At 58.4% G+C, this 26,380-nt stretch carries 21 protein-coding genes and 2 pseudogenes; 9 read left to right on the top strand and 14 right to left on the bottom strand.

The genetic code is table 11. The features are described 5' to 3' along the window. The first annotated feature begins 3 nt into the window (after positions 1 to 3). Positions 4 to 1,356 (top strand): IS4 family transposase, encoded by a 1,353-nt coding sequence (locus IPP03_13280; protein MBL0353570.1) that lies wholly within the window; start codon positions 4 to 6, stop codon positions 1,354 to 1,356. A 708-nt stretch (positions 1,357 to 2,064) separates the two neighbouring features. On the opposite strand, the gene IPP03_13275 is transcribed toward IPP03_13280, so the two are convergent. The 6 genes from IPP03_13275 to IPP03_13250 form a co-directional block, all read right to left on the bottom strand. Continuing rightward, entirely contained in the window at positions 2,065 to 2,469 is a 405-nt protein-coding gene (locus IPP03_13275; GenBank protein ID MBL0353569.1) for a hypothetical protein, read from the bottom strand. A gap of 51 nt (positions 2,470 to 2,520) precedes the next feature. Next, a complete protein-coding gene (locus IPP03_13270; GenBank protein ID MBL0353568.1) occupies positions 2,521 to 3,702 on the bottom strand; it encodes a radical SAM protein in 1,182 nt (393 codons plus the stop codon). A gap of 199 nt (positions 3,703 to 3,901) precedes the next feature. Continuing rightward, entirely contained in the window at positions 3,902 to 6,211 is a 2,310-nt protein-coding gene (gene hypF / locus IPP03_13265) for a carbamoyltransferase HypF (protein ID MBL0353567.1), read from the bottom strand. Between the two features lie 6 nt (positions 6,212 to 6,217). Beyond that, positions 6,218 to 7,288, bottom strand: coding sequence for a hydrogenase nickel incorporation protein HypB (gene hypB / locus IPP03_13260; GenBank protein MBL0353566.1), 1,071 nt, complete (start codon positions 7,286 to 7,288; stop codon positions 6,218 to 6,220). Positions 7,289 to 7,307: 19 nt separating this feature from the next. Next, positions 7,308 to 7,649 carry a hydrogenase maturation nickel metallochaperone HypA gene (gene hypA, locus IPP03_13255; protein ID MBL0353565.1) on the bottom strand — a complete coding sequence of 114 codons (342 nt, stop codon included), beginning with the start codon at positions 7,647 to 7,649 and terminating at the stop codon, positions 7,308 to 7,310. After that, positions 7,642 to 8,541, bottom strand: a complete 900-nt coding sequence (locus IPP03_13250; protein ID MBL0353564.1) for a hypothetical protein — start codon at positions 8,539 to 8,541, stop codon at positions 7,642 to 7,644. The genes hypA and IPP03_13250 overlap by 8 nt, the downstream gene beginning before the upstream one ends. 199 nt (positions 8,542 to 8,740) lie before the next feature. Here IPP03_13250 and IPP03_13245 point away from each other — a divergent pair, with 199 nt between their 5' ends. Together IPP03_13245 and IPP03_13240 are read left to right on the top strand one after the other, a co-directional pair. Further along, positions 8,741 to 10,372 (top strand): L,D-transpeptidase family protein, encoded by a 1,632-nt coding sequence (locus IPP03_13245; protein ID MBL0353563.1) that lies wholly within the window; start codon positions 8,741 to 8,743, stop codon positions 10,370 to 10,372. A gap of 17 nt (positions 10,373 to 10,389) precedes the next feature. Continuing rightward, on the top strand, positions 10,390 to 10,947 hold the full coding sequence (locus IPP03_13240) for a DUF882 domain-containing protein (protein ID MBL0353562.1): 558 nt from the start codon (positions 10,390 to 10,392) through the stop codon (positions 10,945 to 10,947). Positions 10,948 to 11,109: 162 nt separating this feature from the next. Here IPP03_13240 and IPP03_13235 read toward each other — a convergent pair whose 3' ends face one another. Next, complete coding sequence (locus IPP03_13235) at positions 11,110 to 11,733, bottom strand: DUF4337 domain-containing protein (GenBank protein MBL0353561.1); 624 nt, start codon at positions 11,731 to 11,733, stop codon at positions 11,110 to 11,112. A 612-nt stretch (positions 11,734 to 12,345) separates the two neighbouring features. Here IPP03_13235 and IPP03_13230 point away from each other — a divergent pair. Further along, positions 12,346 to 13,739: pseudogene (locus tag IPP03_13230) on the top strand (IS1380 family transposase). A gap of 409 nt (positions 13,740 to 14,148) precedes the next feature. Here the strand turns inward: IPP03_13230 and IPP03_13225 are convergent. From IPP03_13225 to rpmH, 6 genes and pseudogenes are all read right to left on the bottom strand, one after another. Beyond that, positions 14,149 to 14,568 (bottom strand): annotated as a pseudogene (locus IPP03_13225) (IS1634 family transposase). Between the two features lie 727 nt (positions 14,569 to 15,295). After that, entirely contained in the window at positions 15,296 to 16,642 is a 1,347-nt protein-coding gene (gene mnmE / locus IPP03_13220; GenBank protein ID MBL0353560.1) for a tRNA uridine-5-carboxymethylaminomethyl(34) synthesis GTPase MnmE, read from the bottom strand. 3 nt (positions 16,643 to 16,645) lie between these two features. After that, positions 16,646 to 18,295, bottom strand: coding sequence for a membrane protein insertase YidC (gene yidC, locus IPP03_13215; protein ID MBL0353559.1), 1,650 nt, complete (start codon positions 18,293 to 18,295; stop codon positions 16,646 to 16,648). A gap of 30 nt (positions 18,296 to 18,325) precedes the next feature. Beyond that, the gene (yidD, locus tag IPP03_13210; GenBank protein MBL0353558.1) at positions 18,326 to 18,535 is read right to left on the bottom strand and encodes a membrane protein insertion efficiency factor YidD; all 210 of its coding nucleotides are present in this window, start codon (positions 18,533 to 18,535) and stop codon (positions 18,326 to 18,328) included. After that, a complete protein-coding gene (gene rnpA / locus IPP03_13205; GenBank protein MBL0353557.1) occupies positions 18,532 to 18,903 on the bottom strand; it encodes a ribonuclease P protein component in 372 nt (123 codons plus the stop codon). Before rnpA ends, yidD begins: the two co-directional genes overlap by 4 nt. Before the next feature lie 16 nt (positions 18,904 to 18,919). Then, entirely contained in the window at positions 18,920 to 19,054 is a 135-nt protein-coding gene (gene rpmH, locus IPP03_13200; GenBank protein MBL0353556.1) for a 50S ribosomal protein L34, read from the bottom strand. Between the two features lie 236 nt (positions 19,055 to 19,290). Between rpmH and dnaA the strand changes: the two genes are divergently transcribed. From dnaA to gyrB, 3 genes are all read left to right on the top strand, one after another. Next, entirely contained in the window at positions 19,291 to 20,658 is a 1,368-nt protein-coding gene (gene dnaA / locus IPP03_13195) for a chromosomal replication initiator protein DnaA (GenBank protein MBL0353555.1), read from the top strand. A 210-nt stretch (positions 20,659 to 20,868) separates the two neighbouring features. Then, positions 20,869 to 21,975, top strand: a complete 1,107-nt coding sequence (locus tag IPP03_13190; GenBank protein MBL0353554.1) for a DNA polymerase III subunit beta — start codon at positions 20,869 to 20,871, stop codon at positions 21,973 to 21,975. A gap of 40 nt (positions 21,976 to 22,015) precedes the next feature. Continuing rightward, positions 22,016 to 24,493, top strand: a complete 2,478-nt coding sequence (gene gyrB, locus IPP03_13185) for a DNA topoisomerase (ATP-hydrolyzing) subunit B (protein MBL0353553.1) — start codon at positions 22,016 to 22,018, stop codon at positions 24,491 to 24,493. A 206-nt stretch (positions 24,494 to 24,699) separates the two neighbouring features. Here the strand turns inward: gyrB and IPP03_13180 are convergent, their stop codons facing one another. After that, positions 24,700 to 25,275 (bottom strand): hypothetical protein, encoded by a 576-nt coding sequence (locus tag IPP03_13180; protein MBL0353552.1) that lies wholly within the window; start codon positions 25,273 to 25,275, stop codon positions 24,700 to 24,702. Positions 25,276 to 25,284: 9 nt separating this feature from the next. Here IPP03_13180 and IPP03_13175 point away from each other — a divergent pair, with 9 nt between their 5' ends. Continuing rightward, positions 25,285 to 25,500 carry a hypothetical protein gene (locus tag IPP03_13175; protein MBL0353551.1) on the top strand — a complete coding sequence of 72 codons (216 nt, stop codon included), beginning with the start codon at positions 25,285 to 25,287 and terminating at the stop codon, positions 25,498 to 25,500. Continuing rightward, a complete protein-coding gene (locus IPP03_13170) occupies positions 25,497 to 26,333 on the top strand; it encodes a hypothetical protein (GenBank protein MBL0353550.1) in 837 nt (278 codons plus the stop codon). Before IPP03_13175 ends, IPP03_13170 begins: the two co-directional genes overlap by 4 nt. The last annotated feature ends 47 nt before the right edge of the window (positions 26,334 to 26,380 follow it).

The following is a 26,380-nucleotide window of genomic DNA, read 5'->3' as shown; positions in this document are numbered from 1 at the left end:
GCGATGGCAAACTGGGCGGGAGACGAATTTGGCGGGGCTGAACTTGGGGACGGACGTCTGAAGCTGAGGCTGATCAAACTGGCGACACGCTTTGCCGAGCAGCCGACGGCGAGCATACCGGGCGCCTGCGGGGATTGGGCGGAGACGCTGGCGGCTTACCGCTTCTTCGACCAGGCCAGCGCTGGCAAGCGTGGGCTGACCTGGCAATCGATCCTGCAACCACACATGGATTGCAGCCAAGGGCGCATGGCGCAACACCCAGTCGTGCTGTGCCTTCAGGACACCACCGAACTGGACTTCAACGGCCAAAAGATCGAAGGACTCGGGCCGCTCTCGTATGAAGCCCAGCGCGGCATGTATCTGCATCCGACCTATGCGGTCACGCCGGAACGCGCACCGCTCGGGGTGATCGACGCCTGGATGTGGGCGAGAGAGGCGAAAGCGGCCGACGGAAGCCGGCCGGGCATCAGCGAGAGCACGCGCTGGATCGAAGGCTACGAGCGGGTCGCCGAAACCGCGGCGACGATGCCACAAACGCGGTTGGTCTATGTGGCCGACCGCGAAGCGGACATGGTCGGCCTGATGCACCGCGCCCAGGTGTTGGGGACGCCAGCAGACTGGCTGATTCGCGCCGAGCACAACCGCTGTTTGCCGCAAGGCGGCAAACTGTGGGCGGCAACTCTTGCCGAAGCGCCGCTCGGCGAGATCGAATTCACCCTGGCATCGCGGCACGGGCAGCCGGAACGGATTGTGCGCCAGCAGTTGCGAAGCCAGGCGGTCGACCTTCCCACTCCTGACACGGACGGCCGCCACGTCCGCGTGACCTGTCTGATCGCCACGGAAATCGAAGCGCCTACCGGCTGCAAGCCGGTCGAATGGCGCTTGCTGACCAATCGTGAAGTTGCCGGTCTTGAGGCGGCCGTCGAATTGATCGACTGGTATCGCTGCCGCTGGGAGATCGAAACCTTGTTCCATGTACTCAAGAACGGCTGCCGGGTCGAGGCCTTGCAACTGGGCAGCCAGAGCAAGCTGGAACTGGCGCTGGCGGTCTATCTGGTCGTTTCCTGGCGCCTCGCCCGTCTGATCCGCCTGGGACGCATCCACCCGCAGTGGTCTGCCGATCTGTTCTTCTCCGAAACGGAATGGGCCGGCGCCTTCATCCTCAACAAGAAGAAGCCACCGAAGAAGGTGCCGGCGGTTCGCGAGGTCATCCGCCTGATCGCGCAGCTCGGCGGATTCCTCGCCCGTAAGGGCGACGGCGAACCCGGCGTCAAATCCCTCTGGCTCGGCATTCAGCGCTTGCGCGATTTCGTCTCCGGCGTAGAGCATATGCGCGAGATCCGTCATGTCATGTGAGTTGTATATAAAGGGATGGGCTTGAGGGGGGCGTGGTAGAGGATGGCACGGCCCTAGGGAACGGCCCTGTGGAACGCTCGGGACTTTTTCCATGCACCTTTTGTACGCTCAGTGATTGTTGATTGTGAATGACAGCTTTGCATTTTTCAGTTCGGTTGGCGAATGGCTGCTTCCCATTTTCTTCAATGACGGCTTGGGGGTCGGATACGGAAGTAGCGGAAATCGGATAGCTGGCGCTCGGTACAATTTCCCGGCGACCGGCAGGTAACCATTCCACTGCGGACAAAGTCGGCGTTGAGCGCCACTGACCGCTGAGGCCGATCAAGAGTCACCCGCTTGAAATCCTTGAGAGGCGGCTTTGTGTTCAGTAAGTAGCCAAATGACTTTCCAATGTCATGAGAAGGCTGAGGGTCGATTTCAGCCGGTCAGATTGATGCGATTAGGTGGTCAGCAGGATGCGATTCCGCAGTTGTGCCATGAATGCCGATCTAATGTCCGCCTTGCGCCGGCAACTGGAAGCGTGGGGCGTATCCTTGCTCGAGGCGCGACAGGCGCTATTTAACGACGGCGACCTTCCTTGGTTTCCTGTTTTTCTATGCAATTGGGGTTGCTCTGGAGCATGCCGCGCTTAACCGAGGGTCGGCCGTCGCACGATCCGCGATCAGGCAGAGACCTGGGCCTCCGCCCGATGGGGCCACGCAGGCACTATTAAGCGAACTTGTCGATTCCCTCGGCAATGTCACGCACTTGGTCAAACGAGAGCACCGAAGCCTTGGCGAGCTTTTCATTCAGATCCTTGATGACGCCGCCTGAAAAGGTGTGCCACTGTTGCTCACTGAGAACAAAAACGCTGCCCTTGAAATGCAGATGTGGCACCCGCATTCCGCCTGGAAATGACGGTCGCCGGACGGGCAGCGCAGCCTTTTCCGCTTTTGCCCCGGCAGCGCCGGCCAGTTCGTCGATTTCGTATGGTGACGTGTCGATTGGCTTGAGCCTGTTCTTCTCGACGAACTCGCCGATCATGCCCTCGCGGCGAATCCAGAAATCTACCGGCGGAATTCCTCTGATCCAGATGACCCTATTCAATAGGTCCTGGCGTGACAGTGCGTTCATGGCATACCTCCTTTTCTTGGTTCACTAAGGACTACCTGCTGCGGTTGCATTTCAGTAGCCGATGCTGGCGTTGAAACTCGAAACTCGCTCATTGGGCTTCCATTCCCGGTGCTTCACTCGGCTCATCACCGAGGGCTTGCCCGCCAAGTGGTCGGAGAAAATGCCGGGGCGAAGGGGCTCAAGTCGCTCGTACACGCGCAAGGCTGTCTCTACAGCAGCGCGCTCCGAAGCACACAGAAATGGGCTCATCTGATCGTAGCGGCCGGTCGACAGGAAGTTGGAGCAGCCGCACCAGTTCATGCAGCATTCCTTTATGCCGCATTCTTTACATGGCGTATGCGCCCCGGCAGCCGGATCGGTACAGAAACGGCCTTCATTGTGCGGGGTGAGTCCGTCCTGGATGTTTCCAAGGCAGTGCCGCCCGCCCTTGCCGTCGCCGATCAGTCGCTCACATGGATAGATCGAGCCTTCAGCCGAGAAAGCTATCTCTCTGCTCCCCATCTGACAGCGCTCCGAGCGCTGATATCCCCCTCGCAGCATGACGGCGATCTTGCTGTCGATGAGGCTGATGAAATGAGGATCGTTCTCCAGATGGGCCCGGACATATGCGTTACCAATTCTGCCGTATATGCCGGGCAGCTTGGCTGCATCTTCCTGGCGCCAGGGTGCGGTCACGTCGGGATTGAGATAGATCTGCCGGACCCCGAGCGCCGACAGGAACTCAACCGCTGCGGGTAGGTCGTCCAGCGTTTCAGGACGATAAACCGAATTGACTAAAACCAGCGGCAGGCGTTCCAGCGCGATCTCGATTGTCTTCCGTACCTTGGCTGAGCTTACCCTGCCGTTGCGATACTTCCGGAATCGGTCCTGAACATGCGGCGGTCCGTCACAACTCACGCACAAGACGATCCCGTGCTCCCCAAGATAGTCTGCGATATCCTCTGAGAAGACCGTGCCGTTCGTGACTAGCGAAAGAGTGACTATGTTCCGCTCGAAGCCCGGGTGCGTTTCAATCAAACCAACAATCTTCGTCAGCAAATCGAACTCGAGGAGGGGTTCGCCACCAAAGAACCCGATGTCGATTTCTTCATCGCTCGATGAAGAGGCGAAGATGGACTCGATGATCTTCTCAGCAACCTCGATGGACATCCGGCCTGCGCGTTTGTCGATGTAGCAATAGGTGCACCTGAGATTGCACTGATGCGTAAGACAGAGCGTGTATTTCTTTGCCATCATCGCTCCTTCCGAATTCTCACGACTTACCGCTTTCGCACTACCTGTGTCGTCCTTTTGAGACCTCTAATGCATAAATCCGGCCAGAAATGAATATCGCCTTTATTCAGTCACTTGGAGGGATTCGACAAGAGAAGAGGTAGCGTTATGCGGAAACATTGTTTCCATATTTCCCTTGCCAATGGTTAGCGACCTTCCATTACGGCGAGATGATCTCTTCACCCATCCGTCGCGCCACCCAGCCTTGCCCGAGCGCCAGGCCGCCATCGTTGGGCGGCGCCTGCCGCGCTTCGAGCAAGGTTACGCCCTGCGCTTCCAGATGCCGGCGCAGGGCGGACATCAGCACCGCATTCATGGCGCAGCCACCGCCGACCGCGATTTTCGGCCCTTTTTCCCGGTCGACCGCGCCCCGCAGGATGTGCCCCTGGGGTGCGATAATCGCCCACTCGGCGAGGCCGGCGGCGACGGTGGCGTGGAACAGCGCGGCGCCTTGGCCGGGGTCGCCACACTCGAGCAGAATCGGCAACAGGGGCGAAAAGTCGAGTTCGTTATCCTGGATCATGTACCCGCCAGGCGGCGCAGATTCGGGACCGTGCGCGGCAGCCAGTCCCTCCAACTCCATCGCCGCCTGTCCCTCGTACCGCGATTCGGCGCGCAGCCCGAGCAAGCCCGCGGCCGCGTCGAACCAGCGACCGAGGCTGGAGGTCTGAGGACAACGCAGATCATGAGCGAGCATGGCCAGCAGCGGGCCGGCATCGCGCCCGAGGAAATGCTTTTTCAACCAGCCAGGGACGCGCCCGTCCAGCCCCGCGCCATGCAGGGCGGCTACCGCCATGCGCCATGGTTCGCGGGCAGCGCGATCGCCGCCGGGAAGTCTGAGTGGCCGCAGATGGCCGAGCCGGTCGCACCTGGCGCCGTCGACGCGCAACAGTTCGCCACCCCAGAGGTCGCCATCCGGCCCGAGGCCGACACCGTCGATGGCCAGACCGACCACAGGCTCGTTGACGCCATGTTCGGCGCAGATCGCGGCAACATGTGCGTAATGGTGCGCCACGGCCAGTGTGGGAATGCCGCGCTCGGCCGCCAGCCGCAGCGCCAGATGGGTTGACGCGAAATCCGGATGCAGATCATGCGCGATCAGGTCGGGCCGTACATCGAGGATAGCCAGCAGATGGGCGACGGTTTCCTCGAGAAATCCGATGGCCGCCGCGTTGTCGAGACCACCGATGTGCTGCGAGAGGAAAGCCTCGCGGCCCTTCAACACGCAAACCGTGCTTTTCAGGTAGCCCCCCAGCGCCAGCACGGTCGGGCCGTCGTCGGCGAGTGGTATCGGCACCGGCACATGGCCGCGAGCACGGCGAATGAAGGCGGGACCGGCACGCAGCACGGAATCGTCACAGCGGACGACGATTTCCCGGTCGTGAACCAGAAAGGCATCGGCGATACCGGCCAGTCTTCGTTGCGCCTCGTCGTTGCCGATGACCAGTGGCTCGCCGTGCGGATTGGCGCTGGTCATGACCAGCAGCAGATCGCTGGTCGCGGCGGGCCAGTCGGTGCCCGCCGGACGGCCGGCCACCTCGTGCCAGAGCAGCAGGTGCAGCGGCGTCGCCGGCAGCATGACCCCGAGCCAGGCCAGACCGGGCGCGATACCGGGAAGTTCGGCCCCGGCCTTGGGACAGAGCACGATGGGCGCGGCGGTGCTCTGCAGCAAAGCCAGTTCACCCGCGCCAATCACGGCGTACCTGGCAAGCGATGCGGCGTTCAGCCCCATCACGGCGAAGGGCTTTTCCTCGCGCTGCTTGCGTTGGCGCAACTCGGCGACTGCGGCAGCATTGCGCGCATCACAGGCGAGGTGAAAGCCACCCAGGCCCTTGATGGCGACGATTTTGCCCGTGCCCAGCAGGCGCAGCGTTTCGCCGATCGGATCACCGGGCGCTGGCGTACCGCTGGACTCAAGCAGCCGAAGTTGTGGACCGCAGTCGGGGCAGCAAGTCGTTTCGGCGTGGAAGCGGCGATCGGCTGGCGCCGTGTATTCCGCCCGGCAAGCGGGACAGAGGGGAAAAACGGCGAGGCTGGTCTGAGCGCGGTCGTAGGGAATGCGCCGGCTCACGGTATAGCGCGGTCCGCAGTGCGTGCAGGTGGTAAAGGCGTAGCGCCAGCGACGATTACCGGGTTCGCAGAGTTCGGCGATGCAGTCGAGACAGATCGCCGCGTCGGGACCGATGGCAGTCGAGACGTCACCCGCCATGCTGTCAATGATCGCAAACTCCGCGCCGGACACCTCGGCAGCAATCGCTTCGATGTGGTCGATACGCGCCAGGCGTGGCGCCTCCTCAGGCAGGCGGCTCATGAATTCCGGCACTTTTTGACCGTCGACCGCAATCGTCACCCCGGCCCCGTCGTTTCTCACCCAACCGGTGAGGCCGAGTTCGTTGGCCAGCCGCCAGACATAAGGACGAAAGCCGACGCCCTGGACGAGGCCGCGCACGCGAATCTGCCGGCCAGCCATTGGAATTTATTTCGTGGCCAACTGACGTTCCAGTTCGGCGACACGGCGCCGCAGCCCGTCGACCGTCTCCGAGCGCCTGGCGCGCTGGGCTTGCAGCTCGGCTTCGATCCACGACACCCAGGCTGGAAGCCCATCGCCGCTGGTCGCCGAGACACGGAAGATCGTCAGCTTCGGATTGACTCGGCGCGCGTTAGCTTCCGCCAGATCGGCATCGAAATCGAGGTAGGGCAGCAGGTCGCACTTGTTGAGCAGCATGACGTTGGCGGCACGGAACATGTCGGGATACTTGAGCGGCTTGTCCTCGCCTTCGGTCACCGACAGGATGGCGACCTTGTGCTGCTCGCCGAGATCGAAGGCCGCCGGACAAACCAGATTGCCGACATTCTCGATCAGGAACAGCGATTCGTCGGCTGGCTGCAGGCGCTCCAGCGCATGGCCGACCATGTGGCCGTCCAGATGACAGCCCTTGCCAGTGTTGATCTGCAGCGCGGCAACGCCGGTGGCGCGAATGCGCTCGGCATCGTTGGAAGTCTGCTGGTCGCCCTCGACGACGCTGATCGCCACTTTTCCGTTCAACAATTCGATGGTCCTGACCAGCAGCGCGGTCTTCCCCGAGCCCGGACTCGACACCAGATTCAGCGCCAGGATCCCCCGTTCGTCGAACCACCGGCGATTGGCCGCGGCATAGGCATTGTTTTTGGCAAGAATGTCCTGCTCGATCTGGACCATGCGCGACTGGCTCAGGCCCGGCGCATGGGCGCGGGCCGGGCCGCTGCCGTAATCCAGATCACCAGCGATGCCATGTTCGTGATGATGGGGTTCGTGTCGGTGCTCATGGACGTGTTCGCCATCGTGAGTATGCGCATGGCTGTGCTCGCTACCATCGGCATGGCGATGGGTGTGCGAATGAACATCGAGCGTCTCCTCTCCGTGCTCGTGCGCGTGCTCCAGACCATGCTCATGCGCGTGGCCATGCACTGTGCCGTCCTCATGGACATGGGTGTGTTCATGCGAATCCTCGCGCGCTTCACCCTCGACCTTCGTTTCACCTGCTCCGCAACCGCAAACCGTACACATCGCGTCACCTCCTGTTCACCTACTCGATTTCGATTTCCCTGACCCGCATTTCGGTTCCCCCGGTCGGCTGCAACTGGTAGCTGCCACACCTCGGACAGGCACCGAAAACCTCGTCCATGGCCACCGACTTGCCGCAAGGCATGCACCATCCTGCACCGGGCACATCAACGATCTCCAGCACCGCCCCGTGGGCGATACTGCCATTAACCACGGCCTCGAAACAGAACCTCAGGGCCTCCGGCTCCACTGACGAAAGTCGCCCGATTTCCAGAACGACCAGCTTAACCCGTTGTGCGTTTTCGCGCATCGCCGTTTCCTCAACCAGTTGCAGCACGCCCTCGGCGAGCGACATTTCATGCATCGTTCACCTCCAGCACATAAGGTACGCAAGGGTCAAGGGCCAGCACAGCCAGGTTGATGACCTGCCTGGCCTGAATCGACGAGGCGAAGCAGCGGCCATCGAGCAGCCTGGATAGCGCGCCGGCATCGGCAAAGAAAGCGTCGGTCGGCGCCGCGACCCGATATCGTGTCACCGTGCCTGCCTCCAGGCGCACGGCATGGGTGAGTATGCCACGCGCCGTGACCGTCCGCGCCACGCCCCACCCATTGCTACCCGCCGCCGCGAGCGGATAGGGAGCGCCGCCGGCCAGCGCCCTGGTGGCGCGTTCGACTTCGGCGATACGCCCGCGATACGCCGCGCGAATCGATGGCGGCGAGTTCATCGCCGGCTGGAAATCGGCGCTCTCCCGCCAGCCGGCAAGCCATTCGTCAGTCGTCAGCGCCGCGGGCGCGCAGGGCACATCGCTGTTGCGGTCGACCAGCCTGGCGAGGCATTTTTCAGCGAGGCCGTGGAGAACATCGGTCAGCAACCGGCCGGTCGCTTCCGCACAGCTTGCCCCTTGCCGCGTCGCACGCCAGGTGACGAATGCCGCCTGCTCCGGGGGTAAGCCAAGCGCTGGCGGCCAGTCGAGGAACAGGCGCCAGAGGTTTTCGTGCAACATCTCGATCCACAATCCGGCGGCATCTGCCGGCTGCGGTGCCTCACCTGCCGCGGCCGCCAGCGCCGCCAGCGCCACCGCCCGCTGGGCCTGGGCACAGATCGTGTACAGGCAGGGCACAGTCCCGACCACCGCTTCCGGCGACTGACCGATAAACAACTGCGTCACCGGCGGGCGCCGGAGATCGACATCGACATGCGTCAGACGGCCTTCACCGAAGTCGGCGCGGACTGTCAGCAAGCCGGCCGTCGTCACGCGCCGGCTCCCGGCCGCGTCAAGACAGCCCTCCTCACAATAATTGGTGAAGCAGGCGCGGACGAGTTCTGGGGCACCATGGATCGAAGATCAGCCAACACGAGACACCTATCATACTTGCAGCTCCGACACTGGAACACCGTCCGGACCATTTGCCAATGGTACATAATGCGTGCCAATTCATAACCCCCGAAACCACATGCCCTGTAATTCGTCACCGCCAGCCTCGACGACCCCCTCCGGATGTTTCGGCAGGTCGCATCTCTCGGCAATCTGCCTGACCATTGTCCTGGCAATGGTCGGCGCCACGCCTGCTGGCGCAGCCAATTCGCTGCTCTGGTTCAGCGACGGACGGCCGACCCCCGCCGCGCACAAGGCCGTCGACCTTCTCGCCAGCGCCGCCACGGATGGCCTGGATGCGAACGACTACGGTGGCGAGCTCCTGCGAATTGCCGTCGAAAATGCATCCAGCGGCGCCGTTCCCTCGAACGACGGAATCATTGAACTCGATCGGGCGCTGACTGACGCAACGCGGCGCTATCTCGCCGATCTTCACGGAGGTCGCGTCGACCCGCCACAACTCGAGAAAAACTACAGCGGTGTATACGGGCCGGGATTCGATCCCGATACCCTGCTGATTTCGGCAATTGCCGACAACCGTCTGCCGGAAGCGGCGCGCGATGCGCAACCCCCGCTCGCTCAATATCATGAACTCAGGGAGGCACTTGCCCGCTACCGCCAGTTGGCAGGCAACGCGGCCTGGCACAAGGTATTGCCGGCGCCGAACGGCGGCAAACTCCAGCCGGGGCAGACCTATCCCGGCATCCAGGTCCTGAGCCAGCGGCTGAAGGCACTCGGCGACCTGCCGGCCAATGGCGTGCCGCCGGCACGGTACGAGGGCAGGCTGGTTGATGGGGTCAAGTCGTTTCAGGAGCGCCACGGGCTGACGCCGGATGGCGTTGTCGGCAAGGGAACCCTGGAGCAACTCAATATAACGCCCGCAGCCCGGGTCCGGCAGATCGAACTGGCGCTCGAGCGACTGCGCTGGACACGTCTGCCCCAGGCCGGACGCGCCATCATAGTCAATGTCCCGGAATTCAGGCTGCGCGCCTACGAGATCAGCAACGGCAATTTCGAGATGAAGGTGGCGATGAACGTCATCGTCGGCAATGCCAGCAAGACCCGCACGCCGATCTTCGCGGCCGAAATGCAGTACATCGAATTCAGTCCCTACTGGAACATACCACCGTCGATCGCCAAGGGTGAAACCCTGCCCAAGCTGCGTCGCGACCCGTCCTATTTCGATCAGCAGGGCCTCGAATTCGTCACTCGCGACGGCCAGGCCGTCGGCAACTTCTCCGAGGTAAATCTCGACGCCGTCCAGCGCGGCGAAATGCGTATCCGCCAGAAACCGGGGGCCAAAAATGCGCTGGGCGACATCAAGTTCGTCTTTCCCAACAGCGACAACATCTACCTCCATCACACGCCGACCCCGCAACTCTTCAAGCGCGACCGCCGCGACTTCAGCCACGGCTGCATCCGCGTCGAGGAGCCGGTGGCGCTGGCGAAATTCGTCCTTGCCGACGAGCCGGAATGGACCGAGGAGCGCATCGTTCAGGCAATGACCAGGGGCAGGTCGGCGACACAGCGCCTGCGGGAACCTTTCCCGGTGGTCATTGCCTACACCACCGCCGTCGTCATGGACGGGAGGATTCATTTCTTCCCCGACATCTACGGTCAGGACAAGATCCTGGACGAAGCCCTGCGCCAGAGATCCCAATCTCGAAGCGCTTCCAATCAGATTGCAATTGGCGCAAAATTAAATCGTTAGCTTCTGAGTTGAACCCTATGCCAAATCCGCAAATACACTCACGCCGCCTGTTTCTCAGTCATGCGGCCAGGCTGGCAATGGTGGGTGTTGTCCTGCCGCTCGCGAAACCCGCGCTTGCCTCGCTGCCCAATGCGCGTAGCCTGGAATTCGACCACACCCACACCGGCGAGCGGATTTCGGTCGTCTTCGCTGTCGGCAACCACTATGTTCCCGATGGACTGACCACGCTGAATCGTTTTCTGCGTGACCATTACTCCGGCGAAATCGGCCAGATCGACCCGCATCTGTTCGACCTGCTGTACAGGACACGCCAAGAACTCGATTCCGACCAGCCTTTACAAGTCATTTCGGGCTACCGCTGCGCTGCTACCAATTCGAACCTACGCAACTCGCGCGGCGGCGGTGTCGCCCGCAACAGCCTGCACATGCAGGGCAAGGCCATCGACATCCGCATTCCCGGCATCCCGCTTTCCAGCCTGCGTGACGCGGCCATGTCGCAGAACGGCGGCGGGGTCGGCTTCTATCCGCGCGACAAGTTCGTCCATGTCGACACCGGAAAGGTACGTTACTGGTAAACCCGGCTGGCCGAAGGTGGCGGGAATTTGGCCCGATTTGGCCACTGATCCGTCGGACTAGACCGGTGATCCATCCTTACCCCATCTACGGCTTCGGCGTCCCGCTGCTCCCGGAAGATCACGGCTAGCTGGCCCTTTGCCGACGTGGCATGATTACCTCGCTCAGGCGAATGCGCCTGCCTGAACGAAGGCCATGACGCTGTACACCGCCCCCACGGCGCCGAGCAGAACCATCAGGCCGTAGAAACTGTTGCGCATCCGTTCACCCTTGAGAATCAGGCTGACGGCACCCATCACTAGGCAGATCTGCAGGAAGAAGGTGGCGATGTCGAAGGTATCCCCTGCGGCACCGAGAGCCCTCGCTTCCGCTTCCCATTCCCTGGCCCCCTTGACCTGACCCAGCTTGCCGCCTTCCTCAAGAACCCAGTTCTCCTGCCCGACCGCTTTCGAGCCAAGCAGGATCTCCTTGCGCTCCTTCTCGTAACGGCCAGTCTCGGCGTCGAGACTGGACAGCAGGTTGCCCATCTTGTCCTCGGCTCCGGGCGGAATCACGCGCGACTCCAGCAGTATCCGGAGGAGATCCCGCTGTCCCTCGACCAGTGACTGCTTGATGCCCTTCGCCTGATACCAGTCGAAGGCATTGGCTTTCTGATTGTGGGCGATGATTTCGTCATCGCCATACTTGCCCGCCCCAAGATCGGTGATCGCCAGCACCGCAGCCAGAATCGCAAGTGTCAGGCCGCAGATCATCTCGTATGTGCTGGACTTCTTGGCGTTGGCGCTCATCGTGCATCTCCTCTCGCAATCGAAACGTGAGGGATCCATTCTATCCAAGCAAGGGAATTTCGTGCGCCCAATCCAGTTCCGGCCCGCGAACCCGCTCGGCCCGTCAAGACCGCTCGTGAGCCATGTGACAGTGCCGCGCCATCACCGGCAGGATTCTCGTCCAACGGTCAAACCCGTAAGGCGGGTCGCGGCCAACAGAAGCCATTCAAGAATTTCCTCTATAGCTGCCATTCGTCAAAACGTTCTTGCTTTCGGCATACCAAATGCTCGTTGGTCCGTACTATCATTGCATATACGGACAGTCTGCTGGAGACTGCACACGATGACTCAAGCGGTTGACTTCAATCGGCATGTTTTCCGATTATCAATATGCGGACCGGCGGTCCGTTGATTAACTGTTAAAGGTCATGGACGAACTGTTCGCCGCCATCTGGTTACTGTTTCGCTGGCGACTGCTCCTGAGTGTCGTTGGATCTGCAGCCATCACCCTGATGATATCAAACTTGTTCATAGCCCGAATTTTTCATAAAAGCAGGCGAATCTCGTTTAACCCATTGATATAATTGGGGTTACGCCAATAACGCTTTGTAAGAAGCCTAAACGAGACCGCCTATGGACTATTCTATCCCAACCCAGCTTCGCTTTCCCGCCAGCGCCGGATTTACGATCCGGGCAGATTTTGACGGCGGGGCGATGTCCTCCGACTTTGGCGCACTCCTGTTGCGTGGCATCGACCTGCAAATCGGCCTGATTCCCCGCCTGGTCAGCGCGATTCACGACAAACGCCACGCCTCGTACATTGACCATCCCCTGGCCGACCTGCTCCGCCAGCGGATATTCCAGACCGCCAGCGGTTACGCCGACGGTAATGACGCCAACACGCTGCGGCGCGATCCGCTGTTCAAACTGGCGGTCGGTCGTGCCCCGCTGGACGAGGGAAATGACCTGGCCTCCGGCCCCACGCTCTCCCGGCTCGAAAACAGCGTATCGCGCAAAGACATTTACCGCCTGGCCAAAAGCTTCGTCGACGCCTTCATCGCCAGCTACGCCCAGGCGCCTGCCGTGATCGTGCTCGATATGGATCACTCGGAGGATGCCACTCACGGGCAGCAGGAACTGGCGTTCTATAACCCCCACTACGGGAATCACTGCTACCTGCCGCTGTTTCTCTTCGAAGGACTTTCCGGGAAGTTCATTACTGCCGTCCTGCGTCCGGGCAAACGCCCGACTGGCAAGGAGAACGCGGCCATCATCAAGCGCGTGCTGCGCTTGCTCCGCCAGGCTTGGCCCGAGACCCACATCATTCTGCGCGGGGATGGCCACTTCTCGAATCCCGAACTGATGGCCTTGTGCGCGTCCGATCCGCATCTGGACTTCCTCTTCGGCCTGGCCGGCAACCAGGTGCTCTCGCCCAAGGCCGAGCCGCTGCTGAAGAAAGCCCGTGCGCTGCACCAGACACACAGCGCCAACGCCCAGCGCCTGGGGAACGCCGAGCCTGCGGCGACACGACTGTACGACGATATCGAGTATCAGGCGGGCTCGTGGCCCAAGGCTTACCGCGTGGTGGTCAAGGCCGAGGTGATGGCCTTGGGTGACAACCCGCGGTACGTGGTGACCTCGCTGTCCGACCCGACGCCTGATGTGCTTTACAAAGAGCTGTACTGTGCTCGAGGGCAGGACGAGAACTTCATCAAGGCGGTGAAGAACGACTTGGCCAGTGACCGGACCTCCGATCATGCCTTCCTCGCCAATCACCTGCGGCTGTTCTATTCGTGTGCGGCGTATGGGTTGATTCACGGCTTGCGCGAGAACACGCTGGTGCATACGGAACTGGCCAAGGCGCAACCGCTGTCGATTATCCTGAAACTCTTTAAGTTGGCGGTGCGCGTGGTGCAGTACAAGGATCGGATCAAGCTGTCCTTGCCTACGTCGTGTCCGATGAAGGGGTGCTGGCGCGGGTGACCGAGTTGCTTTACCTCGTCCCGCGCCCGCCGGCGCCGGCCTGATCGACTCGGCGACGCCGTCTCATGCTGCCGACTCGAATCCGCTTGAGCGGAGGTGAGGTCTCGCCAGCGCTCTGTCCAGGGATCGATGGCGGCAGGGTGTGATGCCCAAAAGTTGGGGTATTTGGCCGATCGTGGCGGGTTGCCAGCAAAATTCGCAGCAAGCTGACTCGCATCACGGCTGGAATGGCACGACATTGACATCGCGCGGCGGGTTTATGAAACATCCGGGATAGGGTTTACCGGCGGGTATTGCATCAGTATCGTGATCCTTGGCACGGCATTTGGAATCTATTGGCAGGGTCGAAGTGAGGCCGGGTTTGGTATTGCGACCCAAGTGCCAGAACCCCCGAGTTCCGCAGTTAATTTGATAAGCCATTGATTTATTTGGAAGCGGTTCAAAAGCGCTCCACTACAAAAGCGATAATTGTTGTGAGGCTGCTGGTTTTTTAACGCCGAGTGCCTGAAAGACCTTTGCTTGTTCGTCGGTAATCGTTGAGATACCTTCAACGGGGTTTTCCCCGTTGAGTTGGATACGGTGATGCTGAATACGCCGCAGACTATCGAGTGCTCTCTCGGGTGAAAGTGCGTTTTTTGCTGCCTTCAACTTGAATCGCATGATGCGATAAAGAATCAGCGCCATGAAGCAAATGCTGGCGTGCGCCTTGATGCGCTCAGGTAAGCGATGAAACACCGGGCCAATTTCAATCTCGGATTTCAACACCCGAAAGCCGCGCTCAATATCCGCCAGCGACTTGTAGCGATCGACCACGTTTTTCGGTGATAAATCTGGCGTATTGGTGACCAGCAACAACTTGCCATCCATCAGTTCAGGCAGATCGAGGGCGGCTTCCACCGCGTCGTCTGCCTTGGCTTCTGCTTCCTTAACTCTCACCTTCTCAACAGCCTTCAAGCACCAGTTGCGAATGAAGGCTTGCGCCATTTCCTTTACAGCGGGGGCTGCATCATCGGGGATCGGATCGCCACGCTTCAAGGGCATCGGGGATAGGCCACGCCCGGCCAGCGCCTTGCAATGGTCTCGCCAAGTGCGGGCTTCGGCCAGGGAATAGGTCGGGTATTCGCCTAGCGTGATTTTCTCTTGCTTGGCTCCACGTCCGCCGATGCGGTAGCGAAGTCACCAAACTTTCGCGCCGCCCAGTATGACTTCAAGATGTAGACCGCCTTCGTCGGTTTCGATACATGGCTTTTCGCCTGGCTTGAGATTCCGCAGCTTCGTATCTGATAGCGCCATGATCCACACTCCCCGCCCCGTGTTCCCATGGAAATGGCCTCGATCATGGGAACACATGCCTGAACGCTAGTATTTACGAGGCTTTCAGCCATATTGCACCCGCCTTGTGTTCCCATGAAAACCTGAATTCACCGCCTTTTAGAAAGGCCGTTTGGGAGCACCGGAGCGTCATCATGGGAACACTCTTGGGAACACATATTGCCGGATTCGTGTGGAACATGTAAGCCAAAAGCGGAACAAAAAGCCCGCATTTACACGGGCTATCAATAGGTTATGCGGTATGTTGCGGAACACTCAGGAAGACTTGTTATTTTCCGATGCAGAAACGGCTGAAGATTACCCCGAGCAGATCGTCGGCGGTAAATTCGCCGGTAATCTCGCCGAGCGCCTGTTGCGCCAGCCTGAGTTCTTCGGCAAACAGTTCGAGTGCTGGCAAACGACCTTCGACAAACGTACGCGCTGCGACAATGTGCTGCTGAGCTTCGGTCAACGCCGCCAGGTGGCGCGCGCGCGCGATGAAGACATCCTCTGCCTGGTGCCAGCCGGCGACCGCGAGCAATTCGCGGCGCAACAGGTCGATGCCTGTTCCGACCTTGGCCGAGAGCGAGATCGCAACCGCGTCCCCTTCAGTTTGGCGCTCCGGCGTACCGCCGGCAAGATCGATCTTGTTATGAACGGTGATACGCCGCAGGTTTCCAGGCAGCCGGCCGAGAATTTCACGGTCGGTATCGGTGACACCGGCACAAGCATCGACTAGAAGCAGTACCACGTCCGAGCGCTCGATTTCCCGCCAGCTCCGCTCGATGCCGATACTTTCGACCTCGTCGTCGGTCTCACGCAGGCCCGCGGTATCGATGATGTGCAGCGGAATTCCCTCGATCTGGATGGTCGACCGCAACGCGTCGCGTGTGGTCCCGGCAACTGGCGTCACGATGGCAAGATCATCCCCTGCCAGACAATTCAGCAGCGAGGACTTGCCAACATTCGGCTGTCCAGCAAGCACGACATGCAGTCCGCTTTGCAGCAGCTTGCCCTGCTGCGCCCTATCGAAAACCTCTGCCAGCTTGAGTTGCAGCCGCGACAACCGGCCGAAGGCGTCGGCCTTCCTCAGAAAGTCAATGTCCTCCTCCGGAAAATCCAGAGTCGCCTCAACCAGCATGCGCAGGTCGATCAATTCGTCGGTCAGGCCATGAACGGCTTTCGAGAACTCACCCTGCAGCGAGCGGATCGCCGAACGCGCGGCGCTCGACGTTGCCGCGTCGATCAGGTCGGCTACCGCCTCGGCCTGGGCAAGATCGAGCTTACCGTTCAGGAACGCGCGGCGACTGAACTCACCAGGCTCGGCGAGACGCGCGCCGAGGTCAAGGCAACGCGAAAGCAGCATCTGCATCACCACCGGTCCACCGTGGCCGTGGGCTTCGAGAACGTCCTCGCCGGTAAACGAGCGCGGATCGGGAAAGAAGAGCAACAGACCACTGTCGATCGCGCTGCCATCGTCCGCCAGAAAGTCCGCCATCGTCGCATGGCGGGGCTGCGGCTTCAACCCGCTCAGCGCAAATGCAAAGGGCAGCAAGTTGCTGCCCGAGATGCGGATCACGCCGACGCCGCCACGACCTGAAGCCGTGGCGATGGCGGCAATGGTGTCGGATTTCACACCCTATGCCTTGGCGTCATTGGCCGCCTTGCGACCTCCCTCTATCATGCGCGTGATCTGCCATTGCTGGGCTATGGACAGCACGTTATTGACTACCCAATAGAGCACCAGACCGGCTGGGAACCAGAAGAACATGAAGCCAAAGATCAGCGGCATCATCATCATCATCTTGGCCTGGATTGGGTCCGGCGGTGTCGGATTCAGCTTGGTCTGAATGAACATCGAAACCATCATTATGACCGGCAGGATGTAGAAAGGATCAGGGGCAGCCAGATCATGGATCCACAGGATCCAAGGCGCACCGCGCATTTCGACGGCGCCGAGCAGCACCCAGTAGAGCGCGATGAAAACCGGAATTTGGACGACGATCGGCAGGCAGCCACCCAGCGGATTGACCTTCTCGGTCTGGTACATCTTCATCATTTCTTGGTTCAGGCGCTGCTTGTCGTCGGCGTAACGCTCCTTCAACTGCACAAGGCGCGGCGTCAGCACCCGCATCTTGGCCATCGACTTGTACGACGCAGCGGACAACGGGAAGAAAATGGCCTTGATGATGATGGTCAGTACCACGATCGCCCAGCCCCAGTTTCCGACGATGCCATGAATGGCCTGTAGCGCCCAGAATATCGGCGCAGCGACAACCGTCAGCCATCCATAGTCGACCACCAGATCGAGCCCCGGCGCGACCTGTTTCAATGCGGCTTGCTCCTGCGGCCCGGCATAGAGGCTGATTGAGGTTTCACCCTTGGCGCCCGGCGCGATTTCCGCAACTGGCACGATGACCCCGGCCTGATAGATGTTCTGCTCATCGGCCTTGCGCATGTAGTACTCGCGTTGGGTCTTGTCCTTAGGTACAAAGGCGGATACAAAATAGTGCTGGACCATGGCCAGCCAGCCATTGTCCGCCGTCTTGGCGAACTTGGCCTTGCCGCCCGCAATATCGTCGAATTTGACCTTCTGGTACTTGTCGCCGTCGGTATAAACGGCCGGTCCGGTAAAGGTGGACACCATTTTGCTCTCGCCTTCCGGCGCAATGTCGTCCCGCTGTAACTGATAGTAGGCATGCGTGACCAAGGGCTTGTCGCCGACATTGGTAATTTCCCACGCTACATCGATCAAGTAGGAGCCGCGCTTGAAGGTCAATATCTTGGCGATATGAGCACCGTTCGCTGCCGTTCCCTCAAGCCGGACCTTCAGTTCATCGGCACCTTCAGCCAGTTTTACCGGACCCTCGATACGCCGGAAGGTCGTGCGGTGTGTCGGCATCCCTTCACCGATCAACCCGCTCTGCATCATGTACTGGTGCTTGGTATCAAACAGCGCAAGGGTCATGTCCTTGCCATCCTGTGTTTTGTACTTCAGCAGATCAAGTTCGACGATATCGCCACCGACCATGGAAATCGTGGCTTTCACCAGATCGGTCTGAATCATGAAAGTATCGCCGGCGGCAATGTCAGCCGGCTGTTGCCCGGTGACAGGCGCGGCAGCAACCGCCTGTAACGCCGAGGAGGGCTGCGGCACGGCATTTCCCGCTGGCGCGCCAGCGGAAACACTGGACGGAGGCTTGGGTTGGTTGAATTTCTGCCAGCTTTCCCAGAGCATGAAGCTGGAGAAAGTGAAGATCAGAACCAGAATCAGGCGACGAGTGTCCATGAACAGCCTACGTTATCAAGCATTCGCAAATCAGGGTACCGGATCGTACCCGCCGGGATGCCAGGGGTGACAACGGCCGATGCGCTTAACGCCCAGCCAGCCACCCTTGATGGCACCGTACTTTTCCACCGCTTCCATCGCATATTCCGAACACGTCGGATAATAGCGGCAACTTCGCCCCAGAAAAGGGCTTACCGCGTACTGATAGGCACGGATAAAACCCATCAGTAAACGCTTCATCGTTCCTTCATCGCTGGCCGGGTTTGTTTGAGCTTTTCCAACAGTGCCAAAGCATCGGCGGCCAGCATCTTCCGGTCAATCCGGGGCGACTTGACCATCAGCCTTACCACTACATCGACTGCCGGGAGATCGCCACGCAGACAACGAAACCTCTCCCGTACGACCCGCTTGACTTGATTGCGGTCAACCGCGCGTCTGACAAACTTCTTGCCAATTACGAGTCCGAGTCTGGCTCCATTCTCGCCATCGGGGCGTGGCCGATAGTGCACTGTCAGCAATTTTCCCCGTATTGCTCGCCGGAAATCAAAAACGGATGAAAACTCATCCGTTCTTGTCAGGCGATGCCATCTGGCGAAGGTCTTGTCCACCCCGCCAAACGTCCGGTTAAACGCCCAGACGCTTGCGACCCTTGGCGCGACGGGCAGCAATGACTGCACGGCCACCTTTGGTCCGCATGCGGACCAGGAAGCCATGGGTGCGCTTGCGACGCACGACCGACGGTTGATACGTCCGTTTCATTTGAAAATCCCTTGATGTGCTAAGAAAAACGAGCAATTACACCGCGCATCACGACAGCTTGTCAAGGTCAATTATTTCCGAAAGCTGTGGATAACTTCCGCTCACACAGGTAGAATCTTCGGTTCTCAGGCAATCGGCATTACACTTGGGATTCGTTTTATTCATTCCATAAATCCATTCTAGGGTCTTCCGCCAGAGGCTGCAACCAGGTCTGCGGAGAGGGGGTATTGTTGGCGATGGGCGGTTTTTGGGAATCCTGTTTGCAGCGTTTTGAGCAGGAATTGCCGGTGCAACAGTTCAACACCTGGATCAAGCCGCTGCGACTGGAAGGGGAGAATACCCCCCTTGAAGGACTGCGCCTGATTGCGCCCAACGGATTCATTATGAAATGGGTTCGCGATCGCTACATGAAACGTATCGAGGACCACAGTCGCGGCTTCTACGCGCAGCCAGTTACCATCACCTTGGTCATTGACGGCGTGAGGCCGGGCGACTCTCGCGGAAGCGCACCACAATTTGCTGCAGAAGCAACAAGGAACCTCGCACCAGCGGCGGAGCGGAACGAAAAGCGTAACAGTTCGTACGAAAAGTCACGCCTCTTTGACTCGTTCACATTCGATAATCTGGTCGTTGGCAAGGCAAACGATCTGGCGCGAGCTGCGTCCGTCCAGGTCGCGAACAACCCAGGGGGAGCCTACAATCCCTTGTTTATCTACGGTGGCGCAGGACTTGGCAAGACCCACCTAATCCACGCCATCGGTAACAAAATCTTGGCCGAGACCCCAGACAAGATCGTTCGTTATGTCCACGCCGAGGATTATTATTCTGACGTTGTGCGGGCCTATCAGCAAAAGTCATTCGATAGCTTCAAGCGCACTTATCGCTCACTTGACGTGCTGTTACTCGACGATGTCCAGTTCTTCAACGGCAAGAATCGGTCCCAAGAAGAATTTTTTTTCCTTTTCAATGCGCTGATTGAATCCCGCAAGCAAATCATTATTACCTGCGATACCTACCCAAAGGACATCAATGGCCTTGACGATCGCCTGGTTACACGATTTGACTGGGGTCTGACGGTCCAGATCGAACCACCTGAACTGGAAATGCGGGTCGCAATTCTCAAGCGCAAAGCTGAAGCGGAAGGGATGCAACTTGATGACGAAGTCGCTTTTTTCGTTGCCAAGCATCTGCGTTCGAATGTCCGGGAACTTGAAGGTGCCTTGAAGAAGGTTATGGCGTACGCTTCGTTTCACGGGCGAATCATCGCGATGGATCTAGCGAAGGAAGCGCTCAAGGACCTGATAGGCGCGGTCCGCAATATCGGTATTGACAATATCCAGAGGACGGTGGGCGATTATTACAAGATCAAGGTCGCCGAACTCTTCTCCAAGAAACGGACCCGCGCCATTGCGCGACCGAGGCAGGTCGCAATGTGGCTCTGTCGGGAGGTGACGTCACACAGTTATCCGGAAATTGGCGACGCTTTTGGCGGACGTGACCACACAACAGTCATTCATGCGGTGAGAACCATTGAAGCGCTCCGCTTGAGGGAGAGCGAACTCAATCATGATCTGCACGTATTGCTCCAGGTCCTGAAGGGATGAGCATTGTGGACAAATCTGTTGAAAACCTGTTTGTCGATTGTCAGTTAGTCTGTCATTTCCACTTTGTGGGAAAATTGTCCAGAATCCATCCCCAGGCAACGCAGCGTTTTACGCAGACCCTAATCTGCTTGGTAATGATCTGAAAGTAAAACGTTTTTTTGTGTTTTCCACAGAATTGTTCCCGATATAGTCTTTATAGGTATTTTATTTATGATTCTTATCAAAACCCAAAGAGACACGCTTCTGGCACCATTACAGTCTGTGTCGGGAATTGTTGAACGTCGTCACACGCTGCCAATACTCTCCAATGTTCTTCTGGAAAAGAAAGGTGACCGCCTTACCTTCCTTGCAACCGATATCGAAATACAGATAACGACGGCCGCGCAAGGCAGCGGTGGTGACGGTGATGGCTCGGTAACAACCGGTGCACGCAAGTTGCAGGACATTCTGCGTTCATTGCCGGAGGGATCGGAGGTCAGTCTGATTCTTGAGGACAAACGGTTGCAGGTACGTTCGGGACGGAGTCGTTTTACCCTGCAAACCTTGCCAGCCGATGATTTTCCGCGGATGACGGTGAGCGAAGGCGAGACGAAACAGTTTCAGATTTCGCAAAAGGCCTTCCGTCAGTTGTTGGGCAAGACCCAGTACAGCATGGCTACCCAGGATGTCAGGTATTATCTGAATGGTCTTTTGCTGCTGGTTGATGGCAGGGATTTGCGCGCGGTGGCGACGGATGGTCATCGCTTGGCCTATGGAAGTGCCGAGATCGAAGCCGATTTGCCGCGCCAGGAGATGATTCTTCCACGCAAGACGGTTCTCGAACTGAATCGTCTCCTGATGGAAACCGATGACACGCTTACGGTAACCATGGCGTCGAATCAAGTGCGTTTTTCTTTTGGTTCTGTTGTGCTTGTTTCCAAGGTCATCGACGGCAAGTTCCCTGACTATGAACGGGTGGTTCCGTCGACGTTGAGGAATCACCTGACTGTGGGCCGGCAGGCGCTGGTGCAGGCGATGAACCGGGCCGCGATTCTGACCAATGAAAAGTTCAGGGGTGTGCGGGTTGTTCTGGGTGACAACTGTCTGAATTTGGTCGCCGCCAATGCCGAGCAGGAAGAAGCGGTAGAAGAACTCGAAGTCCAGTACGCAGGCGATGCCATCGACGTCGGTTTCAACGTCGGATATCTGCTTGACGTTCTGAACAATGTTCACAGCAACGAAATTCAATGGAGTTTCAACGACGCCAATTCGAGTTCCCTGATCACTATTCCGGGAGACGAGCGCTTCAAATATGTTGTCATGCCGATGCGTATCTGAATTTTGAAGCAATAGTAGAGTTTCAAATTGGAAAGATTAAATGAGTAATGAAAACGGCCCGCAGGGTGAAGTATCGATCTATGGTGAATCCAGCATTCAGATCCTTGAAGGCCTGGAGGCCGTGCGCAAACGCCCGGGCATGTATATTGGGGATACCTCGGACGGCACCGGCCTGCATCACCTGGTATTTGAAGTTGTAGACAACTCGATTGACGAAGCGCTAGCTGGGCATTGTGACGATATTGTCGTGACAATACACACCGACAACTCAATCAGTGTGACCGATAATGGCCGTGGCATTCCGACCGGCATCAAGATGGATGACAAGCACAAGCCTAGACGGACTGCCGCCGAGATCGCCCTGACCGAATTGCATGCTGGTGGTAAGTTCAACCAGAATTCCTACAAGGTCTCGGGTGGCTTGCATGGGGTCGGCGTCTCCTGTGTCAATGCGCTCTCGAAGTGGTTACGTCTAACTATCCGTCGTGACGGCAAGAAAAACTTCATGGAGTTCTGTCGTGGTCATGCTATCGAGCGCATCATTGAAGTTCGTGACGGTATTGAGGTATCGCCGCTGAAGATACTTGGCAATACGGAAAAGCGTGGGACTGAGGTACATTTCCTTGCTGACGATGAAATTTTCGAACATATCGAGTTTCACTACGAAATTCTCGCCAAGCGCCTACGCGAATTATCATTTCTGAATAATGGCGTCCGTATCCGGTTGATCGACCAACGTAGCGGCAAGGAAGAGGATTTTGCGTTTGCCGGTGGTGTCAAGAGTTTCGTACAGTACATCAACCGGACGAAGACGGTTCTGCACCCGAATGTCTTCTATTCCGCCGGCGAAGCCAAGGTTGGCGATACCGGTGTAACCATCGGTGTTGAAGTCGCGATGCAGTGGAACGATTCCTACCAGGAGCAAGTTCTCTGTTTCACGAACAACATCCCGCAGTCGGATGGTGGCACGCACCTGACTGGGTTACGCATGGCGATGACCCGGGTCATCAACAAGTACATCGACGAAAACGAGATTGCCAAGAAGGCCAAGGTTGAGATTGCCGGCGACGATATGCGGGAGGGACTGGCCTGCGTACTCTCGGTGAAGATGCCTGATCCGAAATTTTCCTCGCAGACAAAGATGAAGCTTGTCTCGTCGGAAGCCAGGCCGGCAGTTGAAGAAGTGGTTGCTCAGAAGCTGGCAGATTTCCTGCTTGAACGGCCGGCTGATGCCAAGGTTATAACGGGAAAGATTGTCGAAGCCTCGCGGGCTCGGGAAGCAGCGCGACGCGCGCGCGAGATGACGCGGCGCAAGGGTGTCCTTGATGGCATTGGGCTACCGGGAAAGCTCGCTGATTGCCAGGAAAAGGATCCAGCGCTATGCGAAATGTACATTGTCGAGGGTGATTCAGCGGGTGGCTCGGCCAAGCAGGGTCGCGACCGCAAGTTCCAAGCAATTCTTCCGCTTCGCGGCAAGGTTCTCAATGTCGAGAAGGCGCGTTTCGACAAACTGATTTCCAGTGACCAGATTGTCACGCTGATCACGGCTCTCGGTACCGGCATTGGTAAGGATGAATTCAAAATTGAGAAACTGCGCTACCACCGCATCATTATCATGACCGATGCCGACGTGGATGGTGCACATATCCGGACACTGCTGCTGACGCTGCTCTACCGGCAGATGCCGGAGTTGATTGAGCGTGGCTATGTGTATATCGCGCAGCCGCCGCTCTATAAGGTAAAGCACGGAAAGACCGAGCGTTATCTCAAGGATGACCAGGAATACCATCAATTCCTGCTGCGCATGGCAATGGACGAGGCAAGTCTTACCGCGAGAGTGGGGACTGAGCCAATCACTGGTTCGGCACTGGAGGAATTGGCGCGTTCATGGCTGTTGACCGAAGCGGTCATCGAGCGCATATCGCATCTGGTCGATCCCGAGGTACTTAAGGCGCTTGTCCAGCATAACCTGAAGGTGGACCTTGGTTCGGAAGAGAGTGCGAAGGCAAGTGCGGAACTGGTAGCCCGGCAGGTTTCAAGCGCAATCCGCATCGTGCCACGGTTTGACGATATCCAGGAGGTGTGGACATTGCGTGTCGAGAAAATTCACCATGGCAACCTCAAGGTGGGTCTGATTGACGATGACTTGCTGCTCTCCGGGGATTACCTGCAACTGCGGCGGACTGCGGAAACCCTTGCCGACCTCTTCGGTCCGGGCGCATTGATGGTGCGCGGTGAAAAAAAACAGGCGGTCAGCAATTTCGGCGATGCCATGAAGTGGCTACTCGCCGATGTCGAACGCGGAATCAGCAAGCAGCGTTACAAGGGGCTTGGCGAAATGAACCCGGAACAGTTGTGGGAAACGACCATGGATCCGAAGGTGCGCCGACTGCTCCGGGTTCAGATCGACGATGCCATTGCTGCCGACGAAATTTTTACCACCCTGATGGGAGAACTTGTCGAACCGCGCCGGGCTTTCATTGAATCCAATGCATTGAAGGCACGGATCGATATATGATCGTCCCATTGCGGCGATTTCCGGTGGCAGTGGGTGGACCGGTACGGCTGTCGGTGCCGTTGTTGGTGGAACGGTCGGCAACATCAAGGGGAAGCAACAATATTAAGCCGGCTCATTGCAAATTGCGGCAAGTAAAATGATGAAGGCCCCGGAACGGGGCCTTCTCTTTTTCGGCGGTGTTAATTGCCAGTGCAGATGACGCAGACTCAGTTCAGATCCGGATCGACCATGTAGACCGCTCCACCATAATTGGCCTGGAGGGCATACCCCTTTTCACTGAGCTGATAGACGGTGATGTATGGATTGGCGGAAATCTGCTCGGCTTTTGTCCCGACAGTCGTCGATGCCATGAGGTCGCCGCCGACCTTGTCGCTGACCTTGAACTGATCAAGCGCCTCCTTCGACTTGAAGACGAAGATCTGATAGAGCTCCTGATAGCCGAGCCCCGGACCAGTACCGACGCGCATGGAAGTCATGAAGGTATGCGTTTTGGTCTTGTTGTCAAAGATCACGCCGGGGCCTTTGGCGCCGACCAGCAGCACGGCATTGATGGTGGTGATGTCGAATACACCGTAGCCCGCCGCCTGTTCGATTTCCTTGCGCACGCCGGGGTTCTGGGCGTAAAGCCTGGTCAATGCCTTGTTGGCCATGTTCAGGATTTTTTCACGCTTCTCGATAATCTGCTTTTGTGTCATGTTCTCGCCTTGCGACATTGGGGTGTCCTGGCAGGCGCCGAGGATGCCGGCAAAGGCGGCAATAATCAGGGGAATTCGCAATTTCATGGTTGGTCCGTGGAAAATTATCTGAATGAATATACAGCAAGGATGGACGGCAAGCGCATCATTCTCCATATCCATCAATTGGCCACACTGGGTGACGCAAAGTGTCAATTACTTTTTAAAATTACTTGGTACCATGTGCAGACTTCCGGTTTGCCGTTGCCGGCGGCGGTTTGCCAGGTAAATCACAAAATTCAGGCCATTCATGGTGGAGGATTGAGGACATGAAACTTTCAGTCAGGAAGATTGCGGCAATTTGCGCTGCAACGGTCGCTAGCGCAGCCCTGCCGCTTTCAGCCACCGCCCAGGAATCAGGGGAGGCGTGGAAGTTCTCGCTGATGCCCTACCTGTGGCTACCGGTTATCAAGACCAACCTGGACTTCGGCCCCGTGGCCTCCACCCATCTGGAAAGTGAGATTTCGGTTGCGCCGAATGAATGGCTGCGAGATCTTAAAATGGCAGCCCTTCTTGCAGGGGAAGCGCGATACGGAAACTGGTTGGTGGGGACTGATTTCGTTTACATGAATTTAGGCGATAGCAAGAGCACGACCAAAGCAAGAAGCTCCGGCGGCGGCCCGGCCCAGATTGTGGATACCTATTCCAACGGTTCGCTGAAATCTTTCATTTGGTCGATGGTGGGCGGCTATTCAGTCGTTGCCGGACCAGCGGCCAATGTGGATCTCATCGCCGGCTTCCGTTATCTCAAGCTCGATGCTAGCGTCGACTGGAACCTCAACGCCGCATTGACCGGGCCGAACGGCAATACCGTACTCCTGCCGCGGTCGGGTAGCGTCGGCAAGTCGCAGAGCGTCACCGCCGGCATTGTTGGGGCCAAGGGCAGGGTCAAACTTGGCGAAGGCAACTGGTTCGCTCCCTTCTATGTCGATGTCGGGGGCGGCGATTCGATAACCACCTGGCAGGCAAGTGCGGGGATCGGCTATGCCTATCCATGGGGCGACGTGCGCCTCGACTATCGTTACATGGCCTTTGAAAATGGCGACAAGCTGATCAAGGATCTCAACATGGGTGGTGCGGCGCTGGGTGTCAATTTCGTTTTCTGAAGGCTGTCCGGAGTTACAGGTGCGACGGCAATAGTGTTGGATGTTTG

Origin of the sequence: Candidatus Dechloromonas phosphoritropha (assembly GCA_016722705.1) — a bacterium.
In the GTDB taxonomy this organism is placed as follows: Bacteria; Pseudomonadota; Gammaproteobacteria; order Burkholderiales; family Rhodocyclaceae; genus Azonexus; species Azonexus phosphoritrophus.
This window is presented reverse-complemented; position numbering and strand designations above follow the sequence as displayed.